This is a genomic window from Salimicrobium jeotgali (genome assembly GCF_001685435.2).
Lineage (GTDB): Bacteria > Bacillota > Bacilli > Bacillales > Halobacillaceae > Salimicrobium > Salimicrobium album.
Map to the genome: position 1 here is coordinate 2,193,493 of NZ_CP011361.2, position 12,232 is coordinate 2,205,724.

At 47.0% G+C, this 12,232-nt stretch carries 13 protein-coding genes, 1 pseudogene and 3 riboswitches; of the genes and pseudogenes, 5 read left to right on the top strand and 9 right to left on the bottom strand.

Annotation, left to right across the window (positions count from 1 at the left end; genetic code table 11):
* Nucleotides 1–83: 83 nt before the first annotated feature.
* Nucleotides 84–199: riboswitch (SAM riboswitch) on the bottom strand.
* 79 nt (nt 200–278) lie between these two features.
* The 6 genes and pseudogenes from AAV35_RS10965 to AAV35_RS10990 all read right to left on the bottom strand — a co-directional run bounded on the left by AAV35_RS10965 (nt 279) and on the right by AAV35_RS10990 (nt 3,582).
* The gene (locus AAV35_RS10965; RefSeq protein ID WP_008588139.1) at nt 279–752 is read right to left on the bottom strand and encodes a GNAT family N-acetyltransferase; all 474 of its coding nucleotides are present in this window, start codon (nt 750–752) and stop codon (nt 279–281) included.
* A gap of 32 nt (nt 753–784) precedes the next feature.
* A complete protein-coding gene (locus AAV35_RS10970; protein ID WP_008588137.1) occupies nt 785–1,816 on the bottom strand; it encodes a S66 family peptidase in 1,032 nt (343 codons plus the stop codon).
* Nucleotides 1,817–1,870: 54 nt separating this feature from the next.
* Nucleotides 1,871–2,536: pseudogene (locus tag AAV35_RS14565) on the bottom strand (DUF1028 domain-containing protein).
* A 155-nt stretch (nt 2,537–2,691) separates the two neighbouring features.
* Entirely contained in the window at nt 2,692–2,979 is a 288-nt protein-coding gene (locus AAV35_RS10980; protein WP_008588135.1) for a hypothetical protein, read from the bottom strand.
* A gap of 73 nt (nt 2,980–3,052) precedes the next feature.
* Nucleotides 3,053–3,247, bottom strand: coding sequence for a hypothetical protein (locus AAV35_RS10985; protein WP_008588133.1), 195 nt, complete (start codon nt 3,245–3,247; stop codon nt 3,053–3,055).
* A gap of 35 nt (nt 3,248–3,282) precedes the next feature.
* Nucleotides 3,283–3,582: a hypothetical protein gene (locus AAV35_RS10990; protein ID WP_008588131.1), complete on the bottom strand. Its 300-nt coding sequence runs from the start codon at nt 3,580–3,582 to the stop codon at nt 3,283–3,285.
* Nucleotides 3,583–3,788: 206 nt separating this feature from the next.
* On the opposite strand from AAV35_RS10990, the gene AAV35_RS10995 reads away from it, so the two are divergent.
* Complete coding sequence (locus tag AAV35_RS10995) at nt 3,789–4,211, top strand: CBS domain-containing protein (protein ID WP_008588128.1); 423 nt, start codon at nt 3,789–3,791, stop codon at nt 4,209–4,211.
* Nucleotides 4,212–4,258: 47 nt separating this feature from the next.
* Here AAV35_RS10995 and AAV35_RS11000 read toward each other — a convergent pair whose 3' ends face one another.
* Both AAV35_RS11000 and AAV35_RS11005 read right to left on the bottom strand, forming a co-directional pair.
* On the bottom strand, nt 4,259–5,164 hold the full coding sequence (locus tag AAV35_RS11000) for a response regulator (RefSeq protein WP_008588126.1): 906 nt from the start codon (nt 5,162–5,164) through the stop codon (nt 4,259–4,261).
* Nucleotides 5,142–6,431, bottom strand: a complete 1,290-nt coding sequence (locus tag AAV35_RS11005) for an ATP-binding protein (protein WP_008588124.1) — start codon at nt 6,429–6,431, stop codon at nt 5,142–5,144. Before AAV35_RS11005 ends, AAV35_RS11000 begins: the two co-directional genes overlap by 23 nt.
* A gap of 113 nt (nt 6,432–6,544) precedes the next feature.
* Between AAV35_RS11005 and AAV35_RS11010 the strand changes: the two genes are divergently transcribed.
* From AAV35_RS11010 to AAV35_RS11020, 4 genes are all read left to right on the top strand, one after another.
* Nucleotides 6,545–7,783, top strand: coding sequence for a dicarboxylate/amino acid:cation symporter (locus AAV35_RS11010; protein ID WP_008588122.1), 1,239 nt, complete (start codon nt 6,545–6,547; stop codon nt 7,781–7,783).
* A 29-nt stretch (nt 7,784–7,812) separates the two neighbouring features.
* Nucleotides 7,813–9,240, top strand: coding sequence for an aspartate ammonia-lyase (gene aspA, locus AAV35_RS11015; RefSeq protein WP_008588120.1), 1,428 nt, complete (start codon nt 7,813–7,815; stop codon nt 9,238–9,240).
* Nucleotides 9,241–9,384: 144 nt separating this feature from the next.
* A riboswitch (SAM riboswitch) is annotated at nt 9,385–9,492 on the top strand.
* Between the two features lie 90 nt (nt 9,493–9,582).
* Nucleotides 9,583–10,101: a sodium:solute symporter family transporter gene (locus AAV35_RS14570; RefSeq protein WP_237757019.1), complete on the top strand. Its 519-nt coding sequence runs from the start codon at nt 9,583–9,585 to the stop codon at nt 10,099–10,101.
* 21 nt (nt 10,102–10,122) lie between these two features.
* Nucleotides 10,123–11,196 carry an SLC5/6 family protein gene (locus AAV35_RS11020; RefSeq protein ID WP_237757018.1) on the top strand — a complete coding sequence of 358 codons (1,074 nt, stop codon included), beginning with the start codon at nt 10,123–10,125 and terminating at the stop codon, nt 11,194–11,196.
* 116 nt (nt 11,197–11,312) lie between these two features.
* Here AAV35_RS11020 and AAV35_RS11025 read toward each other — a convergent pair whose 3' ends face one another.
* The gene (locus tag AAV35_RS11025) at nt 11,313–11,828 is read right to left on the bottom strand and encodes a pyridoxamine 5'-phosphate oxidase family protein (RefSeq protein WP_008588118.1); all 516 of its coding nucleotides are present in this window, start codon (nt 11,826–11,828) and stop codon (nt 11,313–11,315) included.
* 219 nt (nt 11,829–12,047) lie between these two features.
* Nucleotides 12,048–12,158, top strand: a riboswitch (TPP riboswitch).
* Nucleotides 12,159–12,232: the final 74 nt, after the last annotated feature.

A 12,232-nucleotide genomic window follows, 5' to 3' on the forward strand; every position in this document is an offset into this window, starting at 1 on the left:
CCATCCTCCTTACTTAAACGAAAAGACCCCTCTTCCAGAAAAATGGAAGAGGGGTCTTCTAATAAAATTTAGAAAACCGTCTCTTCTCATCTTTCAAGTGCGATGCACCTGCTGGAATTGGCACGGTTTCCGATGGAATTCCATCAGTTCCGCTGCCGAGGTTTCAAAGGGCCAGTCCCTCCACCTCTCTGGATAAGAAGATACGTTTATAGTTTTTTGTGATGTAGACTATATTAATATACTCGCGTCTTTACCGTCAATCATTTTTTGAAAATTATTTATTCTCTTACCATTGTAATGAAAGAGGAAGTATCGGTAAGGAAAGAACTTCTGAGCTCAAATCCTGAATTTTTGTACAGACGAATTGCCCGCTCGTTAAAAACAGCTACGGACAATCTTATACACACCTTTCCGTAATGTTCTCTTATGTATTCCACAATAAAGGACATAAACTTAAACCCGTGCCCCTTCCCTGTTTTTTCGGGCTTCATACCGACTCCGAGATCCACGCATTCCTCGTCATATACCCCGTGCTGGTGCCCCGCCGGGATGCGGGCCGACTCCCCCAGGCAAAAAAACCCAAAAACTTCTTCCGAGTATTCATCGACAACGACTTTGTATGAACCATCCAGTCTTTCATTTATCTCTTTTTCATTAAATATACAATTGTAAAAATCGTAAGGTTCTCTGTACTTCCACTTCAACGTCCGTATAGCTGATTCTTCAGTCATACTTTCTATTCCAAAATTCATAAACCGTCCCTGCTTTCATTATAAAATGCCGGTCATTCCACTCCACTTTCCAGAATGGAAAAAGTTTTTTCACTGCAATTAATTTCCGCCTGCGCTCCATAAGGAAGGAGAAATTTCGGCTCCGTATGGCCAAAATTCAAGTTATAAAGCACAGGAAGATTCTCGAGGTCATACTCTTTCATTACCCGGGAAATAACTTCTTTATATTCCTCATAATATGTCTCATCTTTCGGCTTACCGAATATGATGCCGCCGGCCTTCTGAAGAATCCCCTGGGTTGCGTAATTACGAAGCCAGCGTTTTATATCCTCAGGCGGAGTTTTTTCTTCGGAAGTTTCGAAGAAGATGATCCCTCCCGTCCACGCATCCTTCTTCGGCCAGAGTTCCGTTCCTTTTACCATTTCCAGAACATCGATACAACCGCCGATGAGTCTGCCCCGCGCTATGCCGGAGCCCTGCAGAACTTCATATCCTGAGTTTGTCTGCATTTTACGGCGGATGTTTTTGTTCGCCTCCTCCCACTCCAAATGTTCACTCGTCCACTCTTTGGCGGGAGGAATGTTACCGATAGTTTCTTCGGAGAAAAGTGTGCGGTTCAGCATATTCACTGTATATGCGTCCATCTCCACATTTTCCGCAAAGTCGGTCAAAATCGCAGGTCCATAAAACGAGGACAAGCCCGCCTTATGGCAAAAAAGATGAGAAACTGTTACATCCGAAAATCCCATAAAAACTTTAGGATTATTCCGGATGACTTCAAAGTCGATATACGGCAGCAGACGCACACTATCGTCCCCTCCGATATTGGCAATGATCCCTTTGATCGTCTCGTCTCTGAACGCCTCCATTAAATCTTCCGCACGTGCTTCCGGATGCTCGTAAATATATTCAGAGCCCTTTAGACTGTTAGGCATAGGAACGACTTCTAAATTGAACACTTCTTCAAGTCTTTTTACGCCCTGGTCATATCGCCATCGGATGTCCGGGTCACCGGCGATGCCTGAAGATGTACTTATTGTTGCCACTTTATCTCCTGCTTTCAGTTTTTGCGGTTTAATTAACAACGAAAACACTCCCTTTACCACTTTATTTCTTATCTTATCGGAGCTTCCTCTGTATTAAGAATCGAAATTTCCTTTAGGGTTATCTTTAGTGGGAAGATCCCCGACGAAAGGGAACAGTTCTTCTTCCGCTACCTGATGAATTCTGTACAGCTCCTTCACAGGGTCAGGATGCTCATCAACCCGAAGGTCGACTAAAGGGTACTCTTCAGTGTCCGAAACGCGCACGGCAGCTGACTGCCGGCCACGCTTGTCCCCTCCCTCATCCTGGCCGGCCTGCAAAGCCATAATAAGCCTTTCGGATAGTGGTTTACCTTCGGTTTCCAGAAAAGAGTCATACATCGCCTGGATCGTCTCGGGTCCGGTGAGCATATTTCCCGCTACCGCAAAATGATCTCCTTCCCGGTGTCCATACCATCCTTCGCATTAGTCTCCTGAAAAAGCGGCACTGTTTCCATCCTTGTCCACGATACAGAACTGCCGGATAGCTGGTTGTGCATCTTCTTTTAAAACCTTTTCTTTCGCTTTCTCTGCGGAAAAACCTTCCTCAAGATATCGGATACCGTTAATTCCGATGTAAGGATTGACGAAAGACTGGGTGGCTACGGCTCCGGTTTTTGGTGCGGTGAATGGACATAGAGCCCCCACCGCCGGTACTTTAGTGGATACTGCTACTCCAAACTGTCCGGTCTCTTTGCATTTTGCTGTAATAGAAAAAGTCATTTTTTTATCCTCCTTTGGATAGTGTTTTTATTTTAAATTCTACGTTATCGGATCTTTCCTGTATCCAGAAATCTTGTTTATAACCAGCAGGCATGCCTTATTTAAATGATTAGCAGACATTTTCTGCTTCTCAATTCCTGCGAGCTAAAAGGCTGTCATTTTTTAGGTTTAAGAATCGTCCTTTGGAGAGGCACACCGCCCATGGAAATATTCTGCTCCATGAAAATGTAGGACTGGCCATCTATAATAAACTTCCGGTTACCTTTATAACTGACTTGCCTTCCCTGTGAGGCGAGTTCCTGTTGTATAGCTTCTACGTACTTCTTGTGATTTACATATCTATCGTCAAAATCGATCGTGATGTTACCTTTTTTGTAACCCATCAGCCGGTTAAAACCGAAAAGTAGAAGTATTGCAAAAATTAACATCAAAAACACTTCCATATAGCCTGAGCCTCCCCTGTGAGAAAACGCTTTTCTTAGCATACGATTAAAAAGAGGACGCGTTTCAATTTATTTAAAGCTCATTATTTTCGCTTTTTATTTGCCTGTCATAATCTTTCGCGGACAACTCTACCAGAAAGTAAATGAAAAAACTTGCACATGCGCTCGCTATATTCTCCCCCCACGAAATCGCCGATTCAAAGCCCCACTGCCATATAGTGGTGACCGTAAAGAATATGATGCTGAACCGCAAACTTTTTTTCAGCATGAAAGCTCCCTCCCTGTCATCTTGCGCTCTTCAGGTTACGTTCCAATACTCTTCAACCATTGGTGCAGCTGAGCCTTCGGATAATAAATTTTATCGTTGATCGTAACGTGCGGAATATCCGGGTACTCCTGCAGCAGCGTTTTGGCATCTTCTTTTGATACACCTATGTAGTAATGTACATCTTTTTCCTTTATTAACTTGTAGTCTTCTTCCTCCCTGAAGATTTCACTGAACGAATCACCGGACTCGGGATTTTTGAAGTTTTTAAGACCTTCCCCGATAAAATATCCGGCAAAGGCTATCCCCACTGCTATCCAGAAAAAATCGAATTCCATTTTCGTTCCTCTCCTTTCTTCCTCCAGCTTTTTCATTAGTTACAATTATTTCAAATGAACAGGAGAAACTCAATTTCTTTTTCAAGAACCCCCCTGACTTTTGTAGGAATCGAAACAAAGCCCGGGATTTATTGTTTAAAATACCCATAAAAAGTAAAAACTTCTAAGTGGAAAGCGAATTATTCAATTAGAAAGGTGGAGGAATCATGCCAGAACTTAAGAATTATATGAATACCGAGGTAGTAGCTTGTGAGGCATCCGACACTTTGACAACTATAGCAAAACGCATGAAAGAAGAAGAGGTAGGCTTTGTCGTCATTACAGAGCAGGATAAGTACGCAGGTGTAATTACGGATCGTGACATCGTAGTGAACGGCCTGGCTAAAGGATCCGCGGAAAATGTAAAAGCTTCAGACATTATGACGGACAAAGTCGTTACGGCTACTTCCGATATGGAAGTACAGGAAGCGGCGCGTCTGATGCAGGATCACCAAATCCGCCGCCTTCTTGTAGTAGATGAAGATAAAGTGAGCGGTGTCGTAAGTATAGGTGATATCGGTTTGCAGGGGTCCGATGAGATTGCAGGCTATATTATGGGTGAACTATCCAAAGGCTCCGCCAACAACTGAGTTCAAACAAAAAGCTGAGACAGGGATCCCCCCTCGTCTCAGCTTTTTTACGTCTGCATCCGGCGTTTTGCTTCCCAGTACAGCATCTGAATAAATTTCTTCGTATCGACTCTTATTCTGTATCTCTTCTCTTTCTCAAGCTCCATCATTTTCTTCCGTACCTGTTCATAGTCAAAAAATGTCGAAGCGTATTTACTGAACACAGGATTGCTGAAATCATCCAGTCCGACCGAGGCGATGTGCGAAATACCCTGATGTACAGCCCGCCGGACGCGCTGTTCCGCCGCTTTCACTTCCCGCTGCAGACCTGGCTGCTTCGCTCCTTCTTTCATCTTGTCGGCAGCCGTCTTCTGATAGACATTCTTCAGGGAAGTTATTTCCTCTCCTCCCGTCATATTATTCTGATCCAGATAATAGATGATATCCAGCAGATCCCTGGAGCCGTTCTCCCCGACCATTCCGAGTTCCACCAGTACTTTGTATCCTTCTTCCTTAATGCTTCTGGAAGCAGCCGCACTCCCGGTTCCGGCGCTTTTTCCCGTTACCGCCTGCAGAGACTGCTGAATATTTTCTATGGATCGCTCCAGCACCAGTCTTTCCTTAACTTTTTTCAGAATGTTGACCACCTCGATCCGGTTCAACGGTTTCGTAATGTAGTATTCGATACCGAGTGAGTACGCTTCCCCTATCAGATCTTTACTTTCCATCTGGGATATCATCACCGTTTTTCCCGTATAGCTTCCGCTGATCTCCCGCATCGTCTCTATGCCGTCTCTTTCCTGCATCAGAAGATCAATCAGCAGAATATCCACCTGATGAGCCTCAAGCAGTGCAGTATCCACTTCCCGGCCGTCGGTTCTCTCCCCGGCCACCGTTCCGAGATCCGCATCCTCTATCATCTCGGCGAGCATGGCCCTCACCGATATATCATCATCCACGATGAAGTAATTCATTGTCACTCCCCATTTCCATTAATTTTTCCTCTGGAATCCGAATTAAAAAAGAAGCTCCCTGTACTGACGGAAGCAGCCGGATTCTCCCGTCCATTTTTTTCACGACTTCCCGTACGTAGGACAGCCCTATCCCTGTAGACGGGGCACCGGCAGAATCAAACTTGGACGTATAGCCTTCTTCAAAAACAATCTCCTCCATCCTTTCAGGAATCCCCGGACCATCATCGGAAACAGTCACTTCCAGATGTCTCCCTTTCCTTTCCACTATCAATTCCACGTTGCCTTCTGCGTCAATTGCTTCTACGGCATTAGAGATAAGGTTGTTCAGTACGGAAAGGAGTACGTAGGTCGGATAACGATTTTCCCCCGTTTTATTACGGAGAGTGAAACGTACGTCTTTCCGAAGAAGCTCAGCATAAGCTGCATTGGCCTTTTCCAGTATACTCCCTATCTCTTCCATACTCAGCCAGGAAGTGTCACTTTCCCTTGAAATCACGTTCGATAACCCGGCGTAGATCCGCTGGTTATCTTTTTTTATTTCGTGCACTTTATTCGCTATGACAAGCAGAGAGGAAGATTCCTCCCTTCCGCTTTCCTCTTTCATATTCCGGTAAAGCTCGTAACTCTCTTTCGTAACCGTTTCGGCATCCCGCATCGTTTTGGACAGATGAACGGCCTCCGTGTACAGACCGGACAGCACCATCATCATATGCTCCTTCTGCTTTTTCTGCTGCAGTTCTTCCGTTTTCGCCTGTTTATACAGCAGGATGTTGAAAAAACCAAGGACGAAAAAACTGCGGATAAAAGCGACCTCCAGCAACAGCCCTATCGTTCCGAAATTCACCGGCTGGTCCATGACTCCGCTTCGCAGCAATATCTCGGCCGTACTTGCCATAATCTCCAGGGAAACTCCTAACAGCCCGACCAGGACAGGTTTATGGTAGTACTTTGAAACCTTCAGGAAACGGAACAGCAGTCCGTAGGTGAGGTAATAAAAGAATACCGGAAAGTGGGTGGAGAACGCTTCCTCAAGCGGCACCGATCCCCCGTACACATCCAGTCCCGTCCGGAACAGCACGACCGACGTCGCTACTGCCAGTGTCAGGGTGACCTGGCGCAGATTCGCCCTCCATAGCAGAAAAAAGAAAAACAGGGGGGTGCCGAAACTTACCCGGAAGCTTCCCTCGAACGGATAAAATTTCAGCTCTCCGGCCAGCGGCACCATCACAATAACCATTATAACAATCAGCAGTTTCTTTTTAATCATCAGGGTCTCTCCTTCAAAAATTCACGGATTTATTTGTATGTATGCGTAGATTTCTGTATGTATCCGTAGGTATGCGCTTACATTGTGTATTACATATTGACTGGAGGGTTGTTATGAAAAATAATCTCGTATTCCAAATATTCATCGCTTTCTTTTTAGCAATTGTTCTCGGCATTTTCGTCGGACCTGACATACAAGTAGTACAGCCGCTCGGAGATCTTTTCCTCAGGCTTATTAAATTTATCATTGTTCCCCTCGTTCTGTCTTCCCTGGTAGTCGGAGTTGCCAGCACCGGGGATCTGAAAGAGCTCGGGAACCTGAGTTTCAAAACAGTTTCCTACTACATGGTGACGACAGCGGTCGCCATCTCCATCGGGCTTCTGAGCGGAAATCTGTTCTCTCCCGGAACCGGAGTTGATATTGAAGTTCCGGAAGGTGAACAGGTCGCTGCCCAGGAAACTCCCGGAATTAAAGAGACGCTGCTGAACATTGTGCCGACCAACCCGATTGCCGCACTTACGGAAGGTAACATGCTGCAGGTCATCTTCTTTGCCATCTTCCTCGGCATCGGTATCACGATGGCAGGTGAAAAAGCACGTACACTTTATCAAATATTCGATCAGCTGGCGGAAGTCATGTATAAAATCACCGGTGTCGTAATGAGATTCGCCCCCATCGGTATATTCGGCCTTATCGCACCTACCGTCGGGGAATACGGGGTGTCCGTACTGTGGCCTTTATTCAAGGTCATTCTCGCGCTGCTCGTCGGCTCACTCGTGCACGTTCTGCTCGTCTACTCGTTTTCCGTGAAAGTTTTCGGCAAGATGAGCCCCGTCACTTTCTTCAAGGAACTGATACCGGTCATTATGGTGGCTTTCAGTACGTCCAGCAGCTCGGGAACTTTACCTATGACGATCAAGTATTCCGAAGAAAAATTGAAAGTACCGCAAAAGATCAGCAGTTTCGTACTGCCGCTCGGCGCGACCATCAACATGAACGGTACAGCCCTGTATCAGGGGGTCTGCGTGCTGTTCGTCGCTCAGTACTTTGGAATGGAACTGACTTTCATCGATCAGCTTACCGTCGTGCTGACCGCTACACTGGCTTCCATCGGAACCGCCGGCGTCCCGAGTGCCGGACTTATTATGCTGTCGATGGTTATGACTTCCATCGGTCTGCCACTCGAAGGTATAGCACTGCTCGCAGGAATCGACCGTATTCTGGATATGATCAGAACTTCCGTGAACGTTCTCGGGGATGCATCAGCCGCAGTCGTTGTCAGCCCGTCTGACAGGAACCGCCCCGATGTTCTGGAAGACGAAGAAAACTACACAACCGCCCACTACGGGTAATAAGAATCCACAGGGAAAGGAAAGATACCATGAACCGTTTATATCGTACAGAAACAGACTCTATCGGAGAAAAAGAGATTCCCGCCGAAGCTTACTACGGCATCCAGACACTGCGTGCCAAAGAAAACTTCCCGATTACAGGGTACAACCTCGATGATTCCATGATTACGGCCGTGGCTATGGTCAAAAAAGCGGCAGCTATGGCGAACAGGGACGCCGGCCACCTCCCTCTTCACATAAGCGAAGCTATCATCGGGGCTGCCGATGAACTGCTGGAAGGCTATTACCATGACCAGTTTCTTGTAGATCCTATCCAGGGCGGAGCCGGTACTTCCGTGAATATGAATGCGAACGAAGTTATCGCAAATCGGGCTCTTGAAATCGCAGGACGGGACAAAGGCGACTACGATTATATCAATCCGAATAACCATGTGAATATGGCACAGTCGACCAACGACGTCTTCCCTACCACAATGCATATCGCTGCTGTAACCGGGATGACCCGGCTGGAACAGACGATGGAAACGATGGCTGATACATTCGGTAAAAAGGCGGCTGATTTCGATCACATCATCAAAGTCGGACGTACGCACCTGCAGGACGCCGTTCCGATCCGGCTCGGACAGGAACTGAAAAGCTACCAGCGTGTGATCGAACGCGACCTCAACCGGATTAGACGCTCCAAAGATAATCTGTTCGAAATCAACATGGGGGCAACAGCGGTCGGTACCGGTCTGAACGCCGATCCGGTATACACGAAGCTCGTAGTGGAGTATCTGGCCGACATCAGCGGACTTCCGCTCAGGGCAGCAGAGAACCTGGTAGACACTACCCAGAACACCGATGCTTACACGGAAGTTTCTTCCGCTTTGAAAAACACTATGACGAGCATGTCCAAAATAGCGAATGATTTTCGTCTGATGGCCTCCGGGCCGAGAACCGGACTGAGCGAAATCACTCTCCCGGCCCGACAGCCGGGCTCGTCCATTATGCCCGGGAAAGTGAACCCGGTCATGCCGGAAGTTATTAACCAGATCGCTTTTCAAGTTATGGGAAACGACCACACGGTGAGCATGGCTTCAGAAGCCGGACAGTTGGAGCTGAACGTCATGGAACCGGTCATGATTTTCAATCTGCTTGAATCCATCACTGTTATGAACAACGGGTTCGGCGTTTTCACGGATCTGTGCCTGAAAGATCTGCAGGCGAACGAAGAAGTACTCCGGGAGAACGTGGAGAAAAGCCTTGGAATCATTACGGCTTTAAGCCCGCACATCGGTTACGAACGCTCTTCACAAATCGCCCAGGAAGGCATAAGAACGGGCAAAACGGTGCGTACCCTCTGTATGGAGTATGAGGTTTTGAATTATGAAGACCTGGAAATTATTCTCGACAGTTATGAAATGACCTACCCGGGTATTGCAGGAGCACACCTGAAGGAAGAAATGACAGTCTGATACAGCAGCTTTAAAGGGACGCCCTTCGGCGTCCCTTTTTTTGAGAACGAAATACAGTCCTGTCTTTTCTATTTTTCGAAATTTCTAAAAAATCATTGACATTCCTTTTCTTCCCCCGGTAGAATGAACGTTAATTTCATACACATCTTATCAAGAGCGGTGGAGGAATCTGGTCCTGTGATCCCGCGGCAACCTGTTCGTAAAGAACAAGGTGCTTCTTCCAGCAGACACTATCTGTCTGAAAGATAAGAGCAGGGACGTTCAGGAGAACCCTTCTATTTTTCTTACGGAAAAGTGGAAGGGTTCTTTTTGTATGTACAGATATGTAAAGGAGGAGAGGAAATGAATTCTTACGGAGTATGGGTCATTACACTGGCGCTGTTATATACGCTCGCGTTAATCATCGTCGGCAACGTGGCAAAGCGGAAAGCCGGCCGGGGCGAGCAATATTTTATAGGGGGACGGACGTTCCGGTGGTGGACGGTCGCTTTCTGTATTACAGGTCTTTTTTCGGGTTCAACGTACATATCGATTGTGGAGCTTTCGTATCTTACGGGGATCTCAGCTATATGGTACGGGGTCGCAGAAACACTGCAGGTTCTCCTGATCGCCCTTCTGCTTATAAAATCGTTCCGGGAGAAATTGATCGTCACCATCACCGGATTGATCGGTGATCAGTTCGGCAGACGTGCCAAAGCTTTATCCGGCGCCATTACGGCCTTCGCTTTCCCGATGTGGTCGGTGGCCACGGCCATTGCATTCGCTTCTGCCTTCCACGTCTTCACCGGCGTGTCTCTGTCTTTATCCGTGGCGTTCACAGCCCTTCTTTTATTCGTCTATTTACAGTCGGGCGGCATGTAGGCGGTCGCCTTTACACAAACGATGAACACTATCATTTTCGCCCTCATGTTCATAATCGGTGCAGCAGCGTTCTTCATTAAACCCGGCATTTCCGGTCTGCAGCAGCTGGCAGTCGAACAGCCCGGGATGTTCGACTGGGACGGAGCCGGTCTTCAGGTCATTCTCGTATGGTTTGCCACATTTCTTGTGAACGTCATTTTAGCTCAGGCTGCTTTCCAGATGGCTCTGTCCTGCAGAACACCGGAAGAAGGGCAAAAAGGACTGATTGTGGCAGAAGTGATGAGCATCCCCTTCATTCTTTTCGGGATCCTCTTCGGACTCTCGGCGGCTGCGGTTGTCCCCGATGCAAGTCTCGGTCTCATAGCACTGCCCCGGTACCTGATGGGAGTCCTCCCCGCTCCGCTGGTCGGGATGTTCTTCCTCGGTATCTGGGCCTGTGCTCTCGGGTGGGGTGCCCCGTGTCAGTTCTCAGGCGCTACAAGTCTCGGAAAAGATGTGGGGAGCGCTATCTTCCCTGACGCTTCTCCCGAAAAGCTGGTCACGTATACGAAATGGTCACTGCTGCTCCTTACAGGCCTGATGATTGTCTTCGGCTTCCTGCGTACGGAACAGTCGGCCTGGTGGAACGTACTCGCCTGGACGATGAGAAATTCCGCAACCTTCGCTCCTGTAGTTGCTGCGCTGTTCTGGCCGCTCGTTACAAAAAGAGCTGTTCTCGGTTCTCTGTTCGGAGGCTTCACAGCAGGCTTGCTCTGGTATCATTTGAGCAACTGGCACCCGTCGGATTTCTTTCTCAATATCCATCCGGTCTGGGTGGGGATGAGCGTCAATATTCTTACCATGATAGTATTCACTGTCGTTTTCAGTTACGGCACCTGGAAAATATCTGCTGCCAGCCCTGTAAAAAGCAGTATAATACTCGGAACAGTCGTCGTCCTTTTGGCAGTTAACGGTTATTTTTACGAGACGCTTCACGCCGCCGGAGTCATCGGACTTACGTTATTTCTGAATGTATTAGCCGTGTTCATCGGGAGTATCATGTTCATTAAACCGAAATCGGCCACAATGGTTGCTAAGAAGGAAGTGGTATCTTAAAAATCATTGAGACCTTCGTCGTCACTAAACAGAAACATCCTCCGATACGAACAAAATCCCCGTCCCGAGTCAACGCTCCGGGCGGGGATTCTCTGTTTTCAGAAAAATGATCGTATCTAGTTCGAATTTTCGTCGAAATGGACGGTGTCTTTCAGTTTATTCTTGTCGTCCATGGAATTGCTGCTGGCCATCTTTTTCACGAATTCTTTAACGGTTTTGACGTTCACACCTGCTTCCCAGTATTCAGCAACGTCAGGAGTCACTTTTACAAGCACAACGTTCGGGTCTTCGGCCGAAGCATTCAGTACTTTTTCGACAATTTTATTCCAGTACTCTTTCTTCTTCTCCACGTCCTGCACGAATTCAGCCGTTCCACTGATAGACACGTAGGAACTGCCGGCGTAGGCCAGGTTCACCGAAGGGTTATTACCGATATCCCTGTATTTATCTGTATCTTTCTCCGTGATAAACCAGAATTCTTCCTCGTCCAGCAATACTTCCTGGGTGTGCATCGGACGGGAACTCAGTCTGCCCTCCGGAGATACGGTCGTCAGCATCGCCACTTTTTCATCTTTGATGAGTTCTTTGATCTGCTTAAGGGTTTCTTCATTTTCCGAATGTTTATCAGTCATCATATCTTCCTCCTTCTGGTGCCAGGCATGTTTTGATATCCACCCTTACTATTCCCTGTTGTAGAAGCAGTTACACTTGCTGCCCGAACTTGTACATGACGCTTTTACAGCTTCGGTATGTGAAAGCTATGAAAAACAGGAGTAACTATAAAAATGAATGTTAAAAAACACACTGTTGACAATACTTGTACAAATGTTAGAATTTACTTACAATTTAATATAAATCACTAGGGGTGCCTTTTCAAAAGGCTGAGATCAGAGTAATCGACTTTGAGACCCTCGGAACCTGATACGGTTGATACCGGCGAAGGGAAGTGTGCGGACGATATTTTTGCTATTTTTTGTTTAATCATACGTTCAAAGTCACTTTTCTTTTACCAGGAAAGTGACTTTTTTAATTTCAA

Excerpts from the sequence above, each read along its gene's own strand:
- AAV35_RS10965 (WP_008588139.1), bottom strand. The coding sequence starts at position 752 with ATGAATTTTGGAATAGAAAGTATGACTGAAGAATCAGCTATACGGACG.
- AAV35_RS10980 (WP_008588135.1), bottom strand. The coding sequence starts at position 2,979 with ATGGAAGTGTTTTTGATGTTAATTTTTGCAATACTTCTACTTTTCGGT.
- AAV35_RS10985 (WP_008588133.1), bottom strand. The coding sequence starts at position 3,247 with ATGCTGAAAAAAAGTTTGCGGTTCAGCATCATATTCTTTACGGTCACC.
- AAV35_RS10990 (WP_008588131.1), bottom strand. The coding sequence starts at position 3,582 with ATGGAATTCGATTTTTTCTGGATAGCAGTGGGGATAGCCTTTGCCGGA.
- AAV35_RS10995 (WP_008588128.1), top strand. The coding sequence starts at position 3,789 with ATGCCAGAACTTAAGAATTATATGAATACCGAGGTAGTAGCTTGTGAG.
- AAV35_RS11000 (WP_008588126.1), bottom strand. The coding sequence starts at position 5,164 with ATGAATTACTTCATCGTGGATGATGATATATCGGTGAGGGCCATGCTC.
- AAV35_RS11005 (WP_008588124.1), bottom strand. The coding sequence starts at position 6,431 with ATGATTAAAAAGAAACTGCTGATTGTTATAATGGTTATTGTGATGGTG.
- AAV35_RS11010 (WP_008588122.1), top strand. The coding sequence starts at position 6,545 with ATGAAAAATAATCTCGTATTCCAAATATTCATCGCTTTCTTTTTAGCA.
- aspA (WP_008588120.1), top strand. The coding sequence starts at position 7,813 with ATGAACCGTTTATATCGTACAGAAACAGACTCTATCGGAGAAAAAGAG.
- AAV35_RS14570 (WP_237757019.1), top strand. The coding sequence starts at position 9,583 with ATGAATTCTTACGGAGTATGGGTCATTACACTGGCGCTGTTATATACG.
- AAV35_RS11020 (WP_237757018.1), top strand. The coding sequence starts at position 10,123 with ATGAACACTATCATTTTCGCCCTCATGTTCATAATCGGTGCAGCAGCG.
- AAV35_RS11025 (WP_008588118.1), bottom strand. The coding sequence starts at position 11,828 with ATGACTGATAAACATTCGGAAAATGAAGAAACCCTTAAGCAGATCAAA.